This is a genomic window from Spirosoma flavum (assembly GCF_042686045.1).
Taxonomy (GTDB): Bacteria; Bacteroidota; Bacteroidia; order Cytophagales; family Spirosomataceae; genus Spirosoma; species Spirosoma flavum.
This window is the reverse complement of record NZ_JBHUOM010000002.1, coordinates 1,176,118-1,198,142: the sequence shown is the minus strand read 5'-3', so window position 1 is coordinate 1,198,142 and position 22,025 is coordinate 1,176,118. Positions and strand designations below refer to the sequence as shown.

Annotated in this window: 15 protein-coding genes; 13 read left to right on the top strand and 2 right to left on the bottom strand. The window is 48.1% G+C overall.

The annotated features are described in order from the left end of the window. Positions 1-1,047: 1,047 nt before the first annotated feature. Positions 1,048-4,443, top strand: coding sequence for a carbohydrate-binding protein (locus ACFS25_RS10475; RefSeq protein ID WP_381499680.1), 3,396 nt, complete (start codon positions 1,048-1,050; stop codon positions 4,441-4,443). A 495-nt stretch (positions 4,444-4,938) separates the two neighbouring features. Here ACFS25_RS10475 and ACFS25_RS10470 read toward each other — a convergent pair whose 3' ends face one another. Continuing rightward, a complete protein-coding gene (locus ACFS25_RS10470; RefSeq protein WP_381499678.1) occupies positions 4,939-5,373 on the bottom strand; it encodes a response regulator transcription factor in 435 nt (144 codons plus the stop codon). 117 nt (positions 5,374-5,490) lie between these two features. Next, a complete protein-coding gene (locus ACFS25_RS10465; RefSeq protein ID WP_381499675.1) occupies positions 5,491-9,699 on the bottom strand; it encodes a two-component regulator propeller domain-containing protein in 4,209 nt (1,402 codons plus the stop codon). A gap of 623 nt (positions 9,700-10,322) precedes the next feature. Between ACFS25_RS10465 and ACFS25_RS10460 the strand changes: the two genes are divergently transcribed. From ACFS25_RS10460 to ACFS25_RS10405, 12 genes are all read left to right on the top strand, one after another. Then, positions 10,323-11,237 carry a hypothetical protein gene (locus ACFS25_RS10460; protein ID WP_381499673.1) on the top strand — a complete coding sequence of 305 codons (915 nt, stop codon included), beginning with the start codon at positions 10,323-10,325 and terminating at the stop codon, positions 11,235-11,237. Positions 11,238-11,251: 14 nt separating this feature from the next. Further along, positions 11,252-11,683, top strand: a complete 432-nt coding sequence (locus ACFS25_RS10455; protein WP_381499671.1) for a GPW/gp25 family protein — start codon at positions 11,252-11,254, stop codon at positions 11,681-11,683. Between the two features lie 3 nt (positions 11,684-11,686). Beyond that, on the top strand, positions 11,687-13,558 hold the full coding sequence (locus ACFS25_RS10450) for a type VI secretion system baseplate subunit TssF (protein ID WP_381499668.1): 1,872 nt from the start codon (positions 11,687-11,689) through the stop codon (positions 13,556-13,558). 20 nt (positions 13,559-13,578) lie between these two features. After that, positions 13,579-14,514: a hypothetical protein gene (locus ACFS25_RS10445; RefSeq protein ID WP_381499664.1), complete on the top strand. Its 936-nt coding sequence runs from the start codon at positions 13,579-13,581 to the stop codon at positions 14,512-14,514. Positions 14,515-14,531: 17 nt separating this feature from the next. Then, complete coding sequence (locus ACFS25_RS10440; protein ID WP_381499661.1) at positions 14,532-15,689, top strand: hypothetical protein; 1,158 nt, start codon at positions 14,532-14,534, stop codon at positions 15,687-15,689. Positions 15,690-15,778: 89 nt separating this feature from the next. Continuing rightward, positions 15,779-16,714: a hypothetical protein gene (locus ACFS25_RS10435; protein ID WP_381499659.1), complete on the top strand. Its 936-nt coding sequence runs from the start codon at positions 15,779-15,781 to the stop codon at positions 16,712-16,714. Between the two features lie 18 nt (positions 16,715-16,732). After that, complete coding sequence (locus ACFS25_RS10430; protein WP_381499656.1) at positions 16,733-19,252, top strand: ATP-dependent Clp protease ATP-binding subunit; 2,520 nt, start codon at positions 16,733-16,735, stop codon at positions 19,250-19,252. A 2-nt stretch (positions 19,253-19,254) separates the two neighbouring features. After that, entirely contained in the window at positions 19,255-19,779 is a 525-nt protein-coding gene (locus ACFS25_RS10425) for a DUF4347 domain-containing protein (protein ID WP_381499654.1), read from the top strand. Positions 19,780-19,816: 37 nt separating this feature from the next. Beyond that, positions 19,817-20,344: a hypothetical protein gene (locus tag ACFS25_RS10420; protein ID WP_381499651.1), complete on the top strand. Its 528-nt coding sequence runs from the start codon at positions 19,817-19,819 to the stop codon at positions 20,342-20,344. A gap of 41 nt (positions 20,345-20,385) precedes the next feature. Further along, a complete protein-coding gene (locus tag ACFS25_RS10415; protein ID WP_381499649.1) occupies positions 20,386-20,907 on the top strand; it encodes a hypothetical protein in 522 nt (173 codons plus the stop codon). 38 nt (positions 20,908-20,945) lie between these two features. After that, positions 20,946-21,413 carry a papain-like cysteine protease family protein gene (locus ACFS25_RS10410; protein ID WP_381499648.1) on the top strand — a complete coding sequence of 156 codons (468 nt, stop codon included), beginning with the start codon at positions 20,946-20,948 and terminating at the stop codon, positions 21,411-21,413. Between the two features lie 47 nt (positions 21,414-21,460). Continuing rightward, positions 21,461-21,979, top strand: coding sequence for a papain-like cysteine protease family protein (locus ACFS25_RS10405; RefSeq protein WP_381499646.1), 519 nt, complete (start codon positions 21,461-21,463; stop codon positions 21,977-21,979). The last annotated feature ends 46 nt before the right edge of the window (positions 21,980-22,025 follow it).

The window sequence follows — 22,025 nt, the reverse complement described above, 5'->3', positions numbered from 1 at the left end:
TACTATTAATTGCTTTTCACTACTTATAATTTACAAATAGTATAATTTGGATACTTACCATATAACTAGTTCTTACAATAAAGCAACAACATACTGGTTTTCACCAATTTTAGGATAGAATTAAACTCTAAAGATTTGCTACTTATTAAATATATACAAAAAAGTGATGCCTTGTAGAAGTGCCCAAAAAGTAAAAATTGATTGGTCGTTTTTCACTAAACATCTAAACCAATACCCCTTCCAGGATTAAAAAATCATGCATTAACGGGAACTGAATGATATTTTGCCGAAATACCATCACACGTTTTTTCCGACAAGACCAATCTAATTATAGTACAGGCATAAGGATTTTACACGACTAGTATTCACCGTAAGTCTCTAGTAACCAAAACCTTCATTTGTTTAATATTTAATTAAACATCACTTTTATATGGTTATTTAACAAATCAGATTTCATTTTCCTTGCTTCTTAACCTCGAACCGACACATAGTATTCCTTACTATGCCGACCATAGAATCTATGTTCCTAAAGCTAAACAGGCCAGGCTACATTAAACGAAATAGTCTGGTATTACTGACTATGGGAAACAAGAACTCCAAGCTATAGATCTCTTGAAAAAACACTGTATAAAGTTTGTGCTAGAAACAAGTGCAGGTTCCGTTATCGAATTATTTCCTTGCGCTGATTCAACTATCTGCATCTGAGTATTTCGGGATGAACTTACCAATTACTACAATGGAATTTCTATCGGCTCTACCAATATCCATCTGGCGAAGTTTAAGCAACGTCGCGCTGGTTCCCGCTGTAAACACGTCGCCTTTCTGATGGCCTTTAGACTACTTATTTTACGGGCACCTATGTCAAGAGATTAAGACAATCATTCATAAAAGTGTATCCCTCGACATAAAAGTTTTTACCCCTGCGAACAAAACTCAACACTAATCAATGAATACCCTTCACTAACTACTTACTGAAAGAAGTTAACGAAACTATTCATTTGTGCAAAAATCCCTAGTATAATACCGATTTCAGAACTCGTAACCTGTATGATTAAAAGTTTACTTTCTAGTTTATTTCTGACTTTTTTCTTAACCAGCTTCGCGCAAAAATCGCTTCCGGGTAAAATTGAGGCTGAGAGTTACAGTGCAAAACAGGGTGTTGGTACGGAGACCACGACTGACACAGATGGCGGGCTGGATGTGGGCTGGATGGCCGACAATAGCTGGATGGATTACACGGTAAAAGTGGCCTCAGCGGGGATGTACACCTTTCGCTTTCGGGTGGCCAATGGCTTTAGTGATAACGCCACTTTACAACTTAAAGCCGCTAACGGAACGATGCTATCCCAACTGGTGGTACCCCGTACGGGCGGTATGCAGAACTGGAATACCGTTGGGGTCACGGTATTATTGCCTGCGGGAACACAAACACTGCGCCTTTACATCCTGAAAGGCGTATTCAGTATCAACTGGATTGATGTACAGGGCTCTAAACCGCTTCCGGGTAAGATTGAAGCCGAAGCCTACGATGTCATTACCGATGTACGCCCTGAGACCACTCAGGATATTGGTGGCGGGCAGGATGTGGCCTACATCGACGATGGTGATTGGATGGATTATAATGTCAACGTGGCCGCAGCGGGTGTTTATAAGGTCAACTTTCGGGTAGCCAACAGCTACAGTAATGGTTTGATTGAGGTAAAGAATGGGGCTGGCCTGGTTTTGGGCCAGGTGGATATTTCCCGCACGTATGGTTGGCAAATCTGGACAACAGTCAGCACGACACTTAACCTTCCGGCGGGCAGTCAGATACTGCGGATTTATGCGAATCGGGGTTCTTTTAACTTTAACTGGTTTGAGGTATTGAAGGTGGCAGAAACAGTACCATTGCCAAAAGCAGTACTCACCTTCGCCGATTTATCTCTTAAAACAGTGGGCGATTCACCATCCAGCCTGTCGGCTACGAGTACTAACTCCCAAAAGCCCATTACATTTGTGTCGTCCAATCCACAGATTATTGCTGTATCGAATGCAAGTGGAACCTGGAAAGCAACATCAGTTGCAGCAGGAACGGCTACAATTACCGCATCCCAGGTTGCCGGTACCACGTTCGCGGCAGCCGACAATGTAGTTCGCACGCAGGTTGTTCAGGCTATTCCCGTTGTTCCGATGGCCCCAAAAATTACCCTCGACCCGAAACGGTGGTATCAGTTAAACAATACGGCCTACGGGCTTGATCAACTTTTCGACGGAATCACTAATGTTAACGTTCAAACGGGCTGGGGAAAAGTACTCGACAGTTACGACGCCTACTACCCGCTGCTTGATGGCGAGAAAATGACCCTCGAAAGCATCAAGTTTTTCGATTTCGAAGGGGTTTTTACCGATAAACCAATGATCCTGTCTGTCATTACGGACCAATGGAAGCGCATACCCATCGCAACCTTCACCGGGACAATTTACAACGGTTGGGTTGGCCCCTATCCTAGTCGTTCCCTATCGGGCAATGCTCAGTTTAAACTGGATGTTCCGGCATCTAATGTTCGCTATTTGGTGCTGACCATTCAAAGCGGTATGCCCACAGAGATGGAATTATACGGTTCATACAGCCCGCCAACCGGAACATCAACCTCCATTCCAAAAAAAGCGGTTAAACTACGGGATATGTTTGGTGTGAATGCCTTCGAGTGGAATTTTGAAGACGGCAATTCGCCCTGGCAGATTAGTGAACCCAAGATGAACATGATCAAAAGTTTTACCGGTATCCGTCATTATATGGACTGGGAGAAACTCGAATCATCGCAGGGAGTCTATTCGTACAACCCTACCCTTTCGGGAGGCTGGAATTACGATGCCATATACCAGCGATGTAAAGATGCAAATATTGAGGTATTAGCTTGTCTGAAAACGTTGCCCAACTGGATGGTCAACACCTATCCAGCGGATCAGCAGGATAGTGAAAACGTTCCTGTTCGTTATGGGAAAGACTTTTCTAACCCGGTTTCCTACCTTGAGCAGGCTAAAGTTGGTTTCCAGTATGCGGCCCGCTATGGTAGAAACACCGCCGTTAATCCAGCCCTATTGAGTGTGAACCGTACGCCCAGGTGGACGGGTGATACGCCAAATTCTATCAAAATAGGATTGGGGTTAATTAACTATATCGAATGCGACAATGAGCGCGACAAATGGTGGAAAGGCCGCAAAGGGTATCAGACAGCCAGAGAATATGCAGCTAATTTATCGGCCTTCTACGATGGGCATAAAAGTACGATGGGTTCAGGCGTTGGTGTAAAAAACGCTGACCCTACCATGAAGATCGTCATTGCGGGCTTGGTAAGTGGGCCAGAATACGTTCGGGCTATGGTAGACTGGTGCAAAGAATTCCGAGGTTACAAGCCGGATGGCACCGTGAATTTGTGCTGGGATGTGATCAACTTCCATATTTACACAACCACTGACCCTACCTTGTCGCAAACGGGTACAGCAACCCGTGGCGCGGCTCCGGAAGTAACTCCGGCAGATCAGAAATTACTGGCTTTTGTTAAAGTTGCCCATGAGTATGCCTACGATATGCCCGTCTGGATTACCGAAGCGGGCTATGATGTTGCGCAGACCAGCCCGTTTAAAGCCATACCGATTGGCCCTAAATCAGCTTTGCAAACGCAGGGTGACTGGATTTTGCGCATGTCTCTGTTCAGTGCCCGGTTAGGCATCGAAAAATTGTTTTTTTATGAAATGTACGACGACAATACGGGAGGAGGAGTTTTCGAGTCGTCTGGCTTGATTGAGTCAAGTCCGACCCTCGCCCGCCGACCCGCTGCCGATTATCTGTATCAAACCAATAAGTTATTTGGTAATTATATATACAAAGAAACCATTAACCAGGATCCGATTGTGGATCGCTATGAATCGAATGGCAAGTCGATTTACGCTATAGTGGTTCCGGATGAGAAAGCCCGAACGGCCCAGTATACCCTTAATCTGGGTACCGAAACGACCGCCCGGATTTACCGGCCCAAAGCGGGTGCTGATAACATGGACATGCAGGAAGTTCCTATTAAAGCCGGAAAGCTGACCCTCACCGCTACCGAGACGCCCTTGTTTGTTACAACCTCGTTGGCTTTAGGTGCCAGAATAGCCCCCAGTACAGATAGCCTGTCCGAAGTTGCCAAAAACTCTAGTTTGCACACAGCGGTGAAAATCTATCCAAACCCAACCTCGGGTTCAATCACGGTCACCCTGGATAATAAGATAATGACTACTCTGGAAGTGACCATATTTGACGCGAACCAAGGCAGACTGTATAAACAGGTAACAGTCCAGAAAAGCGATCAGACTATATCGCAAACCATTGACCTGTCGGATATGCCACCGGGCATTTATATTATTGACCTTAAGCAGGGAGTTGAACGGGAATTTCGAAAACTAGTTAAAGAAAATTAATTCCCAGCCAGTAGTTTAAAGAGGCATTCCTGACAAACGTTTGTCAGGAATGCCTCTTTAAACTACTGGCTGGGAATTAATGTAGTGGTTTTAAGTAAAAAGTTGCACTACATTCAGCTAAACGATATTCAGCCACAGCACCTAGCCGGGCTCTAGTCCCTTGGCCTGCAAGGACAAAAACTAAGGAGCAGCTTCTTATTCAGAATCTGTTTAGTTTTTTTATTGTAACGCTGGAAGTCCACACCACGGAAATCGCCTAATTAAGACGACTAAATTGTACGACCGTACTAGTTCGGCTCAACGGCTTACGGTGGACAGCCCCGGAAGAATTCAAGAAATTGACCTTGTATCTATCGGTAGCCAAAAGCTCCTTAAAAGCAACCGCTAGGGAATTGTATATATTAGATTCACTGAAGCATTAGGCCAGTGAGGTTATTTTTTGAAATCGGCATTTATCCTTTTATGACCTGCAAGGATAGATAGTAAGAAGAGTTGCTAAGGAAGCTGATGCAAACGCGTTGCATCAAAATTCGCCCGAAAGGTCTGTTGCTCAGTAGACCGGCGCAGGAGGGCTTTAATTTTAGCCTGCACCTCTAGAGGATTGAACGGTTTCACCATATAATCATCAGCGCCCTGCTCTATGCAGCTAATTTTCAATGCGCTATCTTCCATACTCGATAACACCATGATTGGCACATTACGGTAGCGCGAGCTATTTCTAATCAGGCTAATTAGCTCCTGTCCATCCACTTCCGGCATCCGTAAATCTGTAAGAATAATATCAGGCATGTTCCCTTTTTCTAACCACGCCATCGCTTCTATTCCGTTCGTGCAGGAAGTGAGTTCAAACTCTTTGCTTAGTGAATGCTGGATAATTTTCCGTATAAAGATATCATCATCTATATGAAGCACGTGATACTTTTTATCCATAATGGTATATTTAATTATATAATTTCAAATTTCTTACTAAATATAGTAAACTTTTTATCTACAAAATAATCATTTTAGACAAATAAGTTTTAGTCTGTTGATTAAGTATCTAACGGGTTATTCAGCCAACATTTTTCGTCGACTGCTTGAGAGGGCTACTTGTTGAAGTGATTTCTTTAACAGTTCAAGATCAGGGGGTTTCGTCACGTACTCATCCATACCGGCTTCCAAACAAATTCCCCGATCTTCCTGCATGGCGTTGGCAGTCAGGGCAATAATCCAAGGTTGTTGGATTGGTAGCTGACGAATTAGGCGCGTAGCTTCCAGTCCGTCCATCTCGGGCATTTGCACATCCATCAAGATTAAATCAAATTCTTGGGGTGAGCTAGTGAGTACCTCCTGGCCATTGTGTGCCACAGCAGGCGAGTAGCCTAATTTATTGAGTACCCGCACCAGCAGTTTCACATTGATCAGGTTGTCTTCGGCTACAAGTATCCGCAGGGGGTATTTCTGGGCAAACTCCACACTATAAGCCGACTCCGGTCGGTCGGCGACCGGCGGAGAAACGACAGGCTTGTCCTTAAGGGCCTGTTGAATTAACTGAGCTAATTGTTGCTGATGAACGGGCTTGGTCAGGATAGCCGAAAATAAGTCGGCGTGGGTTTTTCGGCTTTCATCGCCCATCGAACTTAGCAGCATTATTGGTAAGTCAGGGTACTTGACTTTTATCTTACTGGCCAGTTCAATACCATCCATGTGCGGCATCTGCCGGTCGGTAATGACCAGATCAAACGGAGTACCCTGGCCGAGTATTTCCAGGGCTTGCTGACCCGAACTGGCTACCGTTGGCACTAAGTGCCACTGCTCGAGCTGAGCCTTGAGAATTATCCGATTCGTCTGGTTATCATCAATCAGCAGTACTGATTTTCCGTCGTTAGCACCCGCATGGACATACACATATTGCCGCTTAGCCTGCTGGCTCACCCGACTCAGCAGAGTAAAATGAAAGCTGGTGCCATTCCCTTCTTCGCTCTCCACATGAATGCTACCGCCCATCAACTCAATTAGTCGCTGACTAATGACAAGTCCCAAGCCTGTCCCTCCGTATTGACGGGCATGGGATGAATCGACTTGCGAAAAGGCTTTAAACAGCCGGTCGAGCTTGTTGGCCGCAATGCCAATACCCGTATCGCGCACCTCGAAGGCCAACTCGACTGCCTCGTCGGGCAGGCGGTTTACCAGATGGACGCTGACAACGATTTCGCCCTGAGGGGTAAATTTAATGGCGTTCCCTACTAGGTTGATCAGGATCTGCCGCAGGCGCAGTCCGTCACTGATAACTTGCGTAGGCACTTGATGGTCAATCTGATAGATCAGGTCCAGACCTATCTGGGCTGCTTTACCCGCAAACATATCCAGTACTCCCTCAATGCAATCCCGCAGATCAATATCCTGCTGTTCAATTTCCAGATGGCCGGATTCAATTTTGGAGAAATCGAGAATGTCATTGATAACACCTAACAAGCTCTCTCCACAGCTACGAATGGTACTGGTATAATCCCGCTGTTCATCTGAGAGAACCGTGTCTTCTAATAGCGAGGTCATCCCGATAACGCCATTCATCGGGGTGCGAATTTCATGACTCATGGTAGCCAAAAATACACTTTTAGCCTTGTTCGATGTTTCAGCTTCCTCTCGTGCCTGCTGTTCCTGAACCGACTGCTGCGCCAATTTCTCATTCATTACCAGTAGATCGCCAGCCTGATTCAGTAGAGCCTGTTTCTGCTGCATGACTTCGCTGGTTCGCTCCCAAACCTGTTTTTGTAAGGACATCTGCTGCCTTTTGATATTTTTGACCCGTAGCCGGTAAATCGCATACAGACTACTCAGGAGCATTAGTGCCAGCAGACCTCTAAACCACCATGTTTCCCAGAAAGGGGGAATAATATGGAGGTTTACAAACGTTCCGGTCTTATTCCAGACGCCATCATTATTTGATGCTTTTACGCGAAAAACATAGTCTCCCGGATCCAGATTAGTATACGTCGCTGTTCGCTTCGTCCCGGCATTGATCCAATTTTTATCAAAGCCTTCGAGCTTATAAGCGTACTCATTATTACTGGAAACTGTATAATTCAAGGCGGCAAATCCGAAGGAAAGAACCGATTGCTGGTAGGATAGCGTGATATCGCGGGTTTCAGTAATCGCCTTTTTTAGCGGAGACTTCTCATCCTGCACACTGACCGATTTGTTGAAAATCTGGAAGTCGGTAATATACACAGGCGGCACAAACTGATTATAGCGTAAACTGTCAGGATAAAAGCTGTTGAGTCCGCCCAAGCCTCCAAAAAACAATTGCCCACCGGGACTTTTATAGCAGGACATCCGGTTAAAGGAGCTTCCCTGCAACCCATCACTCGTATCAAAATTGCGAATTGTATGGGTTTTAGGGTTGAAAGCCGTCAGGCCTTTATTCGTGCTAAGCCACAACGTTCCCCGATTGTCTTCCAGAATACCCTGAACAACTTCGTTGGGTAGACCGTCTGACTGACGGTAGGCTTTAAACGTTTGTGTGCTTGCATCGAACTGGTTCAAACCGCCATTTGTACCAATCCATATTTGACCGGTTGAACTTTCAAACAGTACATTGACTAAGTTATTGCTTAGGCTTTTTGGGTTTTGGCTGTCATTTATATACTGGGTAAACTTGTTTTTATCGGGATGAAAGACATTTAAACCGCCCCCTTCCGTTCCCATCCAGATATTTCCTGTCCGATCTTCCCAAAGGGTTGTAACAGTGTGATAGTTTAGATTGCCAGCCTGGGTTGAGTTGGGTCGGTACCGGATAAAGGATCCCGTAGTTTTATCATAACGAATCAGTCCATCTTCCAGGGTACCTAGCCACATTATTCCATTTCTGGCTTCCAGAATAGCACTGATACTCAACTGGCTAAAATCTCCTTTGCTGCTAAAATTGCCTTTGGCTCGATTAAATAAGCTTAGGCCTCCTTTATAGTTACCCGTCCAAATGCTTTTGTCAGCGTCTTCATAAATAGCCAGTACGTAATTGCTGCCAATTGTGTAAGCATTCTGACTCGTATCCTGATAGGCGGTGAAAACAGTCTGCCCTTTTTTCAAAATGTTGATGCCCCCACCATCGGTTCCCAGCCATAAATCGCCCTGTTGATCTTCCCGAATGGTTAGTATGTTGTTATTTGTCAGGTTGTTAATATTGATACGGGTGCGTTGATAGAGCATGAATTTCTGAGTCGCAGCGTCCAGCTTATTAACTCCCCCCGAATAGGTGCCAACCCACATCGTCCCTACCCGATCCCGGTACATGGAGTAGATGGAACCATTATTCAGGCCTCTACTATTGGCTTCCTGATAGGTATAGTAAGAAAATGTACCATCAGGGTGTAGTAAATCAATTCCCCCATTTTGCGTTCCGATCCACAGATTATGGTCTTTGTCTTCCGCCAGCGCCATAACATCGTTATGCGTCAGTTGAGAGGGCTGAGTAGTAGTCTGCTTATAGTGGGTAAAAGCTCCTTTGGCCCGGTCGAGTAAATTAAGCCCCCCTCCTTCGGTTCCGATCCAAAACCGGCCTTTTGTATCTTCAAAACAGGTGGTTACCCGATCATGACTTAAGGATTGCTGATCAGTTGGGTTATGTTGGTAATGGGTGAAGGAATTGGTCGTCTGATCAAGCTTATTTAAGCCGCCCCCCAGGGTGCCAGCCCAGACCACTCCGGCTCGATCAATCCAGACTGAACTCACCACGTTGTAGCTTAGACTGGCTGGATTAGCCGCCTGATGAGTAAAATGAGTAAAGGTTTTTTGTTCGGGATTAAACCGATCCAGTCCGCCACCGTCAGTACCTATCCATAAGTAGCCCTTTGCATCCTGAGCAATAGCAATGACTTTATTGTAACTAAGGCTGTTTTTCAGCCCTGGGATATGTTTATAGTTGATAAAACTTTCGGTATTGGCATCAAACAAACTTAATCCGCCATCGTCAGTACCAACCCATAATCGACCTTGTTTATCCTCAAACAAAGTACGAATATAACTATGGCTAAGGCTACTCGACTTTTGCGGATCATTCCGGTAAAGGGTATAGGTGTAACCATCATATTTGTTAAGACCATCCTGCGTACCAAACCACATGAACCCCCGTCTGTCCTGTAAAATGCAGGTCACGTTATTTTGTGAAAGCCCCTGGTTGGTGGTCAGGTGGGTAAATCGGATATTTTGACGCTGCGCGTTTGCTGTCTGGACGACCAGTAGCCCTACTAGAAGCAAGTAAATGAAACGGACTGGCATTACAGTATTGATATACCACGATGTATGTACTTCGTTTTGTAAATATAGTAACACTATATATATATATTTAATAAAAAGTAACTTTATGTTTGTCTTGTGACGAAGGTATTTTTCCCGCCTTATCGTTTTCCAATTTGACTAGGCCGTTGGTCACTAAGAGTAGCTCACACTCTTTACGATGATATGTTTTGAAGACTAGCCATTGGTGCTACTTTGTTGGATTCGATGTGTCAAAGGATAAGACCAAATAGGCGGCTCAGCTCGGTCTCATTGGCATACGTTATAAATCAATTCTGCGCGACTGGCTACAGCGGGAAACCAGTAAAGCAATAAGCAAACGTGCAAGTGTGAGTTATCTAAGGTAACCAAGAGGGTAAAAGCGCACCTTGGAATAATTTCACAGCCCTTCCCCTAAAATATAATTATACTAACATATTTCTCTTCAATTAAGAACAAAGCGTTTTCATGAACGTGTAAAACACGGATTTTTGCCCATTCATACGCGTATTTATACGCTATGACGCTGATAGCGCACCCATTTACTTTGTCATTCTGAAAGCATGATAGACTGTTAATTAATCACTTATAAGCGCAGTCTTGATAAATAAACAAACTAAATGGCAATGCATCGGTACATCAACCTGTTTTTTGGCTTGGCAATAAGTTTTGCGACAGCACAAGCCCAATCGATAACCGCACTGAATACTACCAGTCGGTCTACCGAGCCAGTAACGACCAGCAAAGCTCCGCGCAAAACGAACGCTACTGAGTCTCCTTTCTATATAAAACTCTATGGGTTCTACAGTCTTCTTACGCCAGGTTCACAGGTTTCTACCAGCTACTCGTCAAGTTCGACGGGAACGAACACGTCCTTCAAAAATAATTCTAAAGGGTTAGGAGCCGGACCACGGGCCGGCATTGGTGTCGGAATAATAGTTAGTGATTTTATCAATCTGGGTATCGACGCCGACATGCTGTTTGGCGCAACACTAACAAGCGAAAATAATTATAACGGCACTAACTACACCTCAACCGGTAACACCAACACAACGTTTAGAGTATTGTCTATTACACCTAATATTACGTTTAAAGCCCTCTCGCGCCCTACTTATTATATCTATAACCGGCTTGGTCTTGTTGGTGGAGTCGTCCTTGATTACAAAGTCAGTCAAAGTAGCCTATATGCCCCTACAACGGGAGCCAGTACCAAATCGGAAAGCCAATACGACTACCGGAAAAATTCCCTGTCAATCGGTTACCAGGCTGCTTTAGGTATTCAATTTCGCCTAAGTCAGAGTCTGCGCGGATTTGCAGAAGTGGTTGCCTATAACCAATCGTTCCGACCCAAAGAAGACATCTATATATCAACAAGCACAAAAAGTGGTGTAGTCACTAAATACAGTTCCATCTCGCAGTTCAATAATCAAGGTGATTACACCACGACCAAGCAAGATGGTATAGATGTTAATCAATCAGCTAGTTATAACGTGGTAATGAACAGCGTTGGTTTGGGTGTTGGCCTGTTGTTCCGGTTTTAATTACCCGTCTCGCTATGCCACAGCCCTATTACGCTCTGCCACTACGCCTTGATGAAGTGCTGCAACACAAGTCCCACCCAACGTGTTCGCTGCCGCAGTCAATTGCCCAAAATCTGTACCTGATGCTGACCACGCACCTGGCCGAGTCTCAGTTCGACGAAACGTTTGGCTGTAGTTTGTGGAACGAAGACTTTGATAATCAGGTAAATAGCCGATGGAAAGAAGACATCCGGCTGTCGATTGAAACATCGGTCTTTGCTCACGAAAAGCGGCTCACGCAGGTGCGGGTTCGCGTCGACTTGACAGACCAGGAAATGCAGCTTAGCCGAACAAATCGCCGGGTGAAACGGCGGCTTACAATCTGGATTGATGGCCTGCTGACGCGTACCAATGAACCGTTTTCGTTTCAGCGAAGTCTGTTTTTAGCTCCTCTTTCAACCGAATAAACAATGGCCGCTACTGATCTTGCTTCGGACGGTTTTGCCCGTGAGCGCGTAAAAAACCGGATGCTACGCCGGGCTGCCGACTTGTGGGGCTATGCCGAGACGGATCTTGATAGCTTCGATCCACTCGTGGCTTTGCTGATAGAAGCCTGTGCGGTGGAGTTCGAGCGGGTGTCCGTTGAAATTGGCAACACCCAAACCCGACTGCTCGACCGACTGGCGCAGGTGCTGCATCCTGAGCCTGACGTGGCCCGGCCTGCCTTCGGCATTGCACAGGTACGCCCCGTTGAATCGCGAGCCACCTTATCCGCTACCACGCAACTGTGTCACAAACGAGCTGGAGCCTCCCGTGCCGACTCGGCGAATACGCCGGTTCAGGAAGCTTATTTTTCGCCAATTGGCACGTATCCGATAGTTGATGGAGCCGTCCGGTACATTGCCACAACTGAAACCCTGTTTCGGGTAGATGAGGCTAATCTGAAAACACCCGTAGCCCAGTGTCAGGGAACACCACCCGTATTACCCTACCAATCACTGTGGTTAGGTCTGGAACTGGCTGATGGTATAGCATCGCTGGAGGGATTATCATTCTTTTTCGACTGGCCTGCCGAAGCCGGACATTTCGGCTACCAATCTATTCTTACGCTCAGTTCATGGCGACTGGCTGGCCAGCCGCTAACTGTGCGGGCTGGTTTACCCGACAACGATGCACAGACGAAGCCAAATTCGCCCTTGGAAAGCGAATTCAACGTCATGTACAAGGTGGAAAAACAAGCTATGGTAGCCTGTGAACGCCATTTTGTGACCGTCGAAACCGCCCTAGCATTCAAATCGCTTGGTTCGTCCCGGCAAGCGTATCCGGCTCAGGTTGGACAGTGGTTTTCCGAGCGCGATTTACGAACACTTCGGGAGCCGCTTTGGTGGGTGGAAATCCAACTACCGCACGTAGTTAGTCCGCAAGTTCTAGCAAGTGTTTTTTGCGGATTAAACTGTTTTCCGGTGATAAACCGCAGACTCCATCGAATCACATACAGGCTTCAGCAGAACCTAAATATGATTCCGCTTGAGACGGAGCGATGCTTTTTAGCCATGCGGGAAGTCAGAACCAGTCAGGACCGCCAACTGACATCCATTCCACTCGGAAATTTACTTGATCTGGATGCCGATACCTACACGGTACAATATGGAGTTAGCCGCTTCGACGACCGGGATGCCCGCCAGACGTTGACCAATCTACAGGATTTACTCCGTGACGAAAGCGCATCGTTTGCCGCGTTGGGTGAAGACTTCCTGTCGTCGGTGATTAGGGAGTTGAACCAGGCGCTGGCCCGGCTCGAAGCGAAAGTAGACCAGAAAACCCGTAGGCGCGATTCGATTCCGTATTTGATTATCAAGCCAAAGCAACCCGGTGATACGGTTTTTATTGAATACTGGACCTGCGACGGCGAAGCAGCTAACCGGCTTCCGGTTGGTAGTCGGCTAAGTCCCTACGCAGATGCCACAATTCGCAAAGAATCCAGTTTTTTAGTAACTGCCACTGCTGGTGGGCGGGAACGTCCAAAAGAATCGGAAAAAATCACGCAGTATAAACGTGCGCTGCTCACCCGCAATCGGGTCGTAACGCTTGAAGATGTGCGGGCCGTATGTCAGGCCGAACTAGGTCAGCACCTCCGGTCTGTAAATATCGAGCGCGCCTTTCGGGTGGACCCGGTGTTGACAAAAGGCTTTGAACGATGTATCCGGGTAAGTCTCCAGGCGTCGGCAGCGAGTAACTATTCGCCAGCTGACTGGGAGCAACAGGCCAGGCTGTTACAGCTTAACCTGGAAGCTCAGTCCGTGTCTGCTCTGCCTTACCAAGTTGTTGTACAACCCCTTTGACCCAACGGAAAAACACGAGTATGGAACCACTAAACGCATATGCCCAACGCCTGAACCACCTGCCCCTTGACTTTCGGGCGGAGGTGGTGCTGGCTGATATGCTCGAAGACGGTATTTCACTCGACGACCTGATTCTGAATCCGGTGGGAGCATTCAAGCGGGCATTTGGGCGCGACATTAGCCGAACAGAATGGGTGGAGTCGCAGTACGGCTCACAGCGATGGTTACAGATTGACCTGAATCGAAACGGCCTGTATGATCTGTTGCCAGAGGGCGTATTTCATCAGCCCACCACCGATGATCCGTCAATTTCGAAGGAATCGGTATTGCTTGAAATGCAAGTCCAGCGCCAGCGGGAACAGGCAGCCCGGCGGTTTTTCCTGCCTATTGAACAGGAGTTTTTTCGGCAGCGCATTCGAATCGAGCAGGAACAACGGACGTATCCGCTCAATACGGATACCCAACAGCCCGATGACTTATTGGGATGGTTCTGGGATTTGCCGGACTTTCTAACATCAGATCAGAAAAAACGGCTGCTGTATTTACTACCCGTGATACACCGGATTACGGGCGACTTGACCGCTATGGCTGCCTGCTTCGAGCAGTTGCTGGAGGAGCGGGTGAGTTTGCAACTTGATTCGCCCGGTCGGGAGTTCATTCAGGTCAACACTGCCCCGCTGGGCCAGTGGCAGTTGGGTGACAATTCGGTGTTTGATGGCTGGCTGCGCAGTGAGGAACCGCTCTTACGAATAACCGTACATATCGACCGAACAGACCGGGTAGATGCTTATCTGCCAAACCACAACGGTCGGCGATTATTAGAGTGGCTGACGGGGTATCTGGTGCCCTTAGATACCGCCATTGCCATCGACCTGGATACATCGACTCTCGACGATACTTTTTTACTCACCACCGACGACTCTATGGGTCGCTTAGACTTTACGACGTGCATATAATTGATAACCCGTCTACTATGCTTGTGCCTGAACTGACATATCCGCCCGTCAACTGGATTGATGGCATGAAGATCGCCCGTCGGCATTTTACCGAGTGGGAAAACTTTATGCATGATCAACTGCGTGATAGCAACGCGTTGAGTCTGTCGAGGTTCCGGTACGGTATTCTTCCCGCCGAAAATGCCTTGGACGTGCAGATTCAGTGCGACTTTAACCAGCAGATTCGGGTGCAACTTCGGAGTTGTCGGGCTATTAGCCCACACGGAGGCCGCATTGACTACCATAGCCCAACGGACGCGCTTATCTGCACAACCTCGTTTACTGCGTTGGCTGAAACCTACGGACTGCAAACGGGTAAACTACAAACGTTCGACGTGCTGCTGACGGTCGATCCGTTCACTCGTATACCAACGGGCGAACCCCTGCTGACCGAAACGCCCCCGCGCCACCCGCATACCCGGCCCGATTACCGGCTCGACGTGGTTCCGACAGGGCAAGTGCGCCCCGGCGAACTTAGCTACCAGTTAATCATTGCCCGAATACGTTACGACAATGGTGAGGTGAAACAGGACATGGAGTACCTGCCCGCCTGTACGTCGGTTCATAGCCTGCCAAGACTTCAACAATGGTATCAGCAGTTTGGGAAGCACCTGGAATCGCTGGAAACCAGTGCATACAAAATTTTACAAAAAACGAAGGATAGAGATCCCAAGAATGCGCTGCTAAACAGCACGTTACTGATGGCCGAGCGGGTAGCATTCATACTGGGCGACATAAGTACACGATTTGGCTGGATGCTACCTTACGAATCACCGGTTCAACTGGCAGAGACACTGTTGCGGCCCGTACAGGCGGTGCGGGTGGTAATGACTATGCTGAGCGGTCGCGAGCGCGAAGAGTTCATTGGTTACCTCAGCGAATGGGCAGACCTGACACCGGGTGCTCTGGAAGCACAACTCAATGCCATTCTACAATTACCTTATGAGCACACCGAATTAGGTACGCTGCTTACAGAATTAGACACGTTTTACCGAACACTAACGAACGTGTTTTACAAATTCGCCCAGCTGGATTTCATTGGCAAACGCAAAGGCCAAAACGTCTTTATCATTGAACATGAAGTAAAAGAAACTCCTCCCGAAAAACCTCGTTCGCGATGGAGTCCGTTGGGGTAAAGTGAACAATATAGTAGCTGTTTATCAGTCTCTTAAGTCAATATCAGTATGCGTCAGGCAATAACCCGTTAAACCCTCTTTTTTAAAGCATGGAACCACTTAATAAACCCGAACGGCAGCAGGCTTTTGGCCGATTTATGGGCGTTTATTGCTTATCACTTAGTTTGCCCCTGCTAGCTGTGTATCTGCTATTCAGCGCGCCAAACTTTGTCTTGAAGCAGGAAAATGCCCGTCTCAATGAAACCCTGACCGAGCAAACCCAGAAACTATTGAAGCGAATGGACGGGGTAACGGGTGATCTCAAAACGCTCCAAACCACCGATCAAGCTTACCTGAAAGCGACGGACATTGAAAAGGGAAGCTTAAAATCTCAGCTCTCTGGTTTAGAAAGCGGCCTTCAGCAACAGGTAAATGGACTAAAAACCGACACTGCACAGCTTCAACCCCTCAACAAGCAACTCTCCCGAGGAATCATTGGGGCTTATGATGCGGTGCTCACCTACCGAAATAGCATTAGCTACCTGCGCGACGTACTGGAAAAAGAAGGCATTGATGCCAGCCAGATGGACAAGTTAACGGCTGCTCTCACGCAGACTCGACAAGAAAATGAAATGCTGAAAATTATGGCGGCCAAACCAGCGGCGGCGGCTGCACCAGTAGCCGCTCCGGCGCCATCGGGTGGAGGAGGTGGGGGCGCTCAATACCTGGCCCAGTTTCAGGAATGTTCCGGTAAACTGGTAACGGCCCAAACCCGCATTACTCAACTTCAGGACCAGCTAAAAGCCGCCGGCAGTACACCAGTAGCCACCGTTGCCGTCGCTCCAACCGGCGCTTCGCGGGCGGACGTTGAAATGGATATAATTGACCGATGCGAGAAAAAAGCCGATGCCACCAATCGTCCCCCGCTCTGGCGACGACCCCTGTATGAATTTGCCGTAGAAACGCTCGAAAAAAACGCTCGGCCCGACGCCAAACAACGCATTGCCACAATTAATGATAAACTACGCCGGTTAGGTTCCGACTGACGCTTAAACTCTACTTCGATGGCGTACACTGAAGAAGTTAAACGGGCTATCCAGATTGCCCAGGCTCTCTCCAAAGAATATCAGAACGAATTGTTCGCTCCGGCGCATTTGTTCATGGGCCTATTGCACAATGAGGTTGGGCTCGGTTCGTGGCTGGCGGTTATCGGTCAGGACGTGCCTTACCTGCGCGAGTGGGCCGAGGTACGGATGGAAACCAGTCCAAAATCGAGCCGCCTATCGCCCAATCCACCCGGCGATGAGCAGGTAAAAACGGCTATGGAATTGGCCGATCTGGTAGCCATGCAGTTGGGTAAGCCCCAGACTGACCCCGTTTGCGTGTTGGCAGCCTTGCTCAAGCCTGGCGTAGCGTTCAATGCCGAGCAACTGCGCAGTCTGTCTCTGACACAAGCCGAACTGATGCAGGCAGCCTTAGCCGATGCCGACATACAAACGGCGGTTGCTCCCGATAGTAAAGAGAACGGACAGCGGGCAGCAAACCCGTCGGGTGCGCCGGGGCAGGCCCTATTGCGTTATTGCGTGGACAAAACAGCCATGGCCGCCGAAGGACGATTGGACCCGATTCTGGGCCGCGACCGCGAGGTGCGTATGATGACAGAAACGCTGGGACGACGCACTAAACCCAACGTTATTTTGGTAGGTGAGCCAGGCGTTGGCAAAACAGCCTTGGCCGATGGTTTCGCCTTGAATATTGTCGCTGGCGAAGTGCCTGATCATCTACAAAACGCTCGGTTACTTGAGCTCGATTTAGGGGCTTTAGTGGCCGGAGCATCATATAAAGGGGAAGTGGAAGATCGTCTGAAAAGTATCCTGAAAGAGCTGAAACAGGACGCCAAAATCATCCTGTTTATCGACGAAATCCATCAGCTTCTGGATAGCCGGGGGCCGCTCGGCACCGGGGTTGCTAACTTGTTGAAACCCGAACTGGCTAAAGGAAATTTGACGGTTATTGGAGCAACTACGCTTGACGAATACCGTAAATATATTGAAACAGATGAAGCATTCAGTCGGCGGTTCGACGTGCTGCGCGTAGAAGAACCAGACGTTGAAACGGCCATTCGGATGATTCAACGCTTAGTGCCTTTATACGAAAAACACCACCAACTCACTGTTGGAACTGAGGCCGTGGCCGAAGCCGTCATACTAGCCAAACGGTACAGCCGCAATCGCCGTCTGCCCGATGCCGCTATTGACCTGCTCGACCGCACGCTATCGGCGGTTCGGATGATAAGCGAGCGAACACCGGCGGAGGTGGCCCAGCTTACCGAACAACTCGACCAATTATCGGCTAACTCCGATGGCATTGACTCGTTGCGCGATCTGCGCTATTTATATCAGGAATTAGGGAACAAAATCAGTCCGATTCTGCTGGCGAACCTAGCTACCGAAACAGTGCCCGAAGATGAATCGGTAGCGAACCCGCTCGAGTCAGTCCCGGCTTTAATTGACCATATTCGGCAAACATTGAGCCGCTTGACTACCCTGACGACTACGCCGAAAACAACCGTAGACCGCCACGATGTAGCCGCCGTAATATCGCACAAAACGGGCATTCCGCTGGGTAAAATCCAGAGCCAGGAGCGCGACAAATTACTGGCGATGGATCAGGTATTGAAAAAGCGGGTGATTGGTCAGGACCATGCGGTAAAGGCCGTAGCTGATGCCATTTTGGAAGCCCGCTCCGGCCTGACGAAAGCGGGTCAGCCTATCGGCTCATTCTTCTTGCTGGGACCGACTGGTACGGGGAAAACCGAGTTAGCCAAATCATTAGCCGATTTCCTGTTCAATGATGAGTCGTTTCTGATTCGCTTCGATATGTCGGAGTTTAAGGAAGAACATTCTGCCGCGTTGCTCTACGGCGCTCCTCCCGGTTATGTTGGCTATGAAGAGGGTGGCTTGCTGGTAAATAAAATCCGCGAGAAACCGTACTCCGTGGTACTCTTCGATGAGATCGAAAAAGCGCATCCGTCGGTTTTTGACATCTTCCTGCAAATCCTCGACGAAGGCAAGCTACACGATCGGCTTGGAAAAGAAGGTGACTTCTCCGATGCGGTTGTCCTGTTTACCTCGAATATCGGCAGTCAGTTGGTGATTGAGCGATTTGGGAAGGGCCAAATCCCCACCACTACGGAATTGATGGAGTCGATGAGCCATAACTTCCGACCGGAGTTTTTGGCCCGCCTAACCGAGATTGTGCCGTTTGCGCCTATCTCAGAGGAAAATGCGGTTCGGATTTTCAGCTTGCACCTGCGCGGTCTGGCAGATCAACTAGCGAAGCAGGGCATTACCCTCGAACTTACTCCAGAAGCTCGGCAACACTTAGCCCTATCGGAATTTACGCCCCAATATGGTGCCAGGCAACTAAAGGGTGTGATTCGAAATCAGCTTCGTCGTCCCATTTCGCGGATGATTGTAGCGGGAGAAATAGGAAAGGGAGCGGTCGTAGAAGTTAATCTGACTGATGGTCAGATTAATTGGAGCTATCGGACAGAGGAAGTGCACCTACAACCAGTGGTATAATCATGGCGATGGTCCATATCTATGACGGAAATCCGTCAACGCGCTTAGGCCTCGACAATTCGGTATCCAACGGAGCTGATGCCCGCGACGAAGACCGTATTCGGAAGCCGGTAAACAGTTTCAGCGACATGCGAAAAGCCCTTGATGATCTGCTTGCTGCCAATACGTCGGTAGACCGCCTGCTGGTCGAAACACACGGCTCACCGGGTCGGATTTATCTGGGTGCATCGGCAATCGATCATACGGTTGTGAATAGCTTCTTCGCTAACCGGGGCTACGAACGGATGTTTCCAAATGGTGCGCGTATTGTTTTCAATGGCTGTAATGTGGCCGAAGGGGATACCGGTTGGCGGTTTCTGGAACGATTTGGCGAGACCCTGCTGGGACTGAATGGTGGGCAGGTAACCGGTTGGACATCAGGAGGATTATCCAATCCATTTAGTGGGCACGTGGTTCATTTGTGGGGGGCTGTCCGTGTCCTGTATTTCGCTCCCGGCGGAACCATCCTCGAACGATTTGAGCAATAAACACTGGAAACTGATTTACACCAAAAACTAAATTCCTATGGGTGCCTGCACGGGATTAGGCGTCTGCAAAGGGTTGCAGACATTCGAAGGAAACAAGCCCTGCCCGGCTGTCAGAACACTGGCGCAGGTACTACTCGACAACGTGTCTTTACTAACCGAAACATACGTGGAGGTAAACGGCGCACCCCTGCCCCGGCTTCAGTGGAAAAAAGATGGTACACTCAACCGGCATGATGCGGGTTTGGCCCTGGACCTGATTCTGTTTGCTAACCGGGAGAGTGAAAAACAACTGGCATCAGAAATTATTGAAGCGTTTCTGGAATGTCGACCGGAGATGCAATGGTACAGCATTATCTACATGAACTTTCAATACGACCGTTTTGGAACCCGCAGTCCGTATACGGAGAGCGACCTGCACATGACGCACATCCATATTGACTGGTTAAACTATGGTTTATATGAACAAACGGGGAAAACCAGTATTCCCTGGCCTTCAGAAGCCTACAGAACGGGGTTCGCGGATATACTAACGGAGCGCCTGAACCGAACATACAGTAGCTGGTGAGAAGCATTGGCTACTAGAACGAACTTAAATTATACTTATAGATGGCTAATTTTCTGTCTGATTGGCTGATGGGTCGAAGTTGGTCGTCCTCCTCATGGATCTTCGATACGTCGGAAGGCATTGAGTTTGACGCCTTGGTTTTTGCCGCCGGGAAAGGGTCTTTTTACATTAAAGATAAGAACGACCCAGACGGCATTGTCCATGAGATGTTCTACGTAGGTGGTGGCCTGACAACAAGTAAAGGCCCATTGCCGGTTATAGGCGGTGCGTTTTCTACGCCGGATATGTACAGTGCGGGCGTCGGGCCTATCGCCACCAAGCCGTTCAAAATCCTGACTCTTGACGATTTCAGTTCAGCCCGGACGGGGCTAATTATATCGGGTGCGTACGGAGGTATAGACTTTAAAGATAACACCGGAAAGCCCAACGGCAGGAGTGCAGCTATAGTCTTGTTTGGCGTTCCGCCTTTCACGGTAGCCGCCGGACGTATCATCGGCGACACCTATATAGCACCCGGCATCGGCTTCACTATTATGCCTGTTTGCTTTGTCCTTGACCCATAATCTTTTTGCATTAACCGCATCAAACTAACATTTACCCAATGGCTGCTTCAGTCTCTTATCAGGTTCCCGGTCTGTCGCAACCCAACAGCAATCTATGCTGGTGGACCAGTTTTAAAATGCTGACACTTTACCATCGCAATCAGGGTGTAACGGTCAACCAACTGCGCAATATTGAGACCCATGCAAATGCGATGGCTATTTATACCCAAAACGATGGCACCTCTACAGAAGAGATTGAAGAAATCGCGACAGATCTGGGCTTCAGTGTTTTGGCGGCTACCCTTACAGGAGAGGGACTTCTGAATTTGATGGAACAGAACGGCCCAGTCATGTATTGTGGCTACTGGCCGGGCGGGAATGGTGGACATTGCGTTGTACTCACCGGTACAGATGGGCAATACATATCCGTGAACGATCCGTGGTATGGAGCACAAGCCAGCCGCTATCGGAAACTAGTCAGCCAGGTTCTGATTCAGGACACGGCACTAGTGTATTATGAACAGTAAAAAGTCATGGAAAGTGAGCAAGTATCTCACTTGTAAATACTTAGATTATGGGAAGGGTTACATACGATGTTCCTTTAGTGACACAGAGCGCCAATCCTATATGCTGGGTGACCTGTATGGCAATGGTCTCCAGCGAACGTTTAGGGTACTCATTAGGCGTTGGGCATTTTGCCAGTGGATTTGATCCCAGCAACTCGTCCATCCCAAACCAGTACAATGGGCAGTGGACTGATTATTACGAGAAGTTAAGTAGCCGTGGATTTGTGTCCGTAGCCGTTAATACGACCGCTTCAGAATTGGAGAATGTTCTAAAAAACTGTGGTCCTGTTATCCTTACCCACCAATGTGCCGGCTTCCCGTATGGACCCGGATGGGGACCTGTTGCAACACCGGGTGCTATGCATGCAGTAGTTATTACGGGCATCGATTCGGCCATTAATGGTGGCACTTGCTGGATGAATAATCCCTGGGGAAATAAAGACCGGCCCCTACTAACCAGCGCTGTAATTATGGCCATTTCTCAGCTACAGGCTATTAATGTGCAACCAATAGCGTATTATCAATAACTGTTCATTGACAGCCGAAACCTTTATAAAAATGTATAACACAACT

Excerpts from the sequence above, each read along its gene's own strand:
- ACFS25_RS10475 (WP_381499680.1), top strand. The coding sequence starts at position 1,048 with ATGATTAAAAGTTTACTTTCTAGTTTATTTCTGACTTTTTTCTTAACC.
- ACFS25_RS10470 (WP_381499678.1), bottom strand. The coding sequence starts at position 5,373 with ATGGATAAAAAGTATCACGTGCTTCATATAGATGATGATATCTTTATA.
- ACFS25_RS10465 (WP_381499675.1), bottom strand. The coding sequence starts at position 9,699 with ATGCCAGTCCGTTTCATTTACTTGCTTCTAGTAGGGCTACTGGTCGTC.
- ACFS25_RS10460 (WP_381499673.1), top strand. The coding sequence starts at position 10,323 with ATGCATCGGTACATCAACCTGTTTTTTGGCTTGGCAATAAGTTTTGCG.
- ACFS25_RS10455 (WP_381499671.1), top strand. The coding sequence starts at position 11,252 with ATGCCACAGCCCTATTACGCTCTGCCACTACGCCTTGATGAAGTGCTG.
- ACFS25_RS10450 (WP_381499668.1), top strand. The coding sequence starts at position 11,687 with ATGGCCGCTACTGATCTTGCTTCGGACGGTTTTGCCCGTGAGCGCGTA.
- ACFS25_RS10445 (WP_381499664.1), top strand. The coding sequence starts at position 13,579 with ATGGAACCACTAAACGCATATGCCCAACGCCTGAACCACCTGCCCCTT.
- ACFS25_RS10440 (WP_381499661.1), top strand. The coding sequence starts at position 14,532 with ATGCTTGTGCCTGAACTGACATATCCGCCCGTCAACTGGATTGATGGC.
- ACFS25_RS10435 (WP_381499659.1), top strand. The coding sequence starts at position 15,779 with ATGGAACCACTTAATAAACCCGAACGGCAGCAGGCTTTTGGCCGATTT.
- ACFS25_RS10430 (WP_381499656.1), top strand. The coding sequence starts at position 16,733 with ATGGCGTACACTGAAGAAGTTAAACGGGCTATCCAGATTGCCCAGGCT.
- ACFS25_RS10425 (WP_381499654.1), top strand. The coding sequence starts at position 19,255 with ATGGCGATGGTCCATATCTATGACGGAAATCCGTCAACGCGCTTAGGC.
- ACFS25_RS10420 (WP_381499651.1), top strand. The coding sequence starts at position 19,817 with ATGGGTGCCTGCACGGGATTAGGCGTCTGCAAAGGGTTGCAGACATTC.
- ACFS25_RS10415 (WP_381499649.1), top strand. The coding sequence starts at position 20,386 with ATGGCTAATTTTCTGTCTGATTGGCTGATGGGTCGAAGTTGGTCGTCC.
- ACFS25_RS10410 (WP_381499648.1), top strand. The coding sequence starts at position 20,946 with ATGGCTGCTTCAGTCTCTTATCAGGTTCCCGGTCTGTCGCAACCCAAC.
- ACFS25_RS10405 (WP_381499646.1), top strand. The coding sequence starts at position 21,461 with ATGGGAAGGGTTACATACGATGTTCCTTTAGTGACACAGAGCGCCAAT.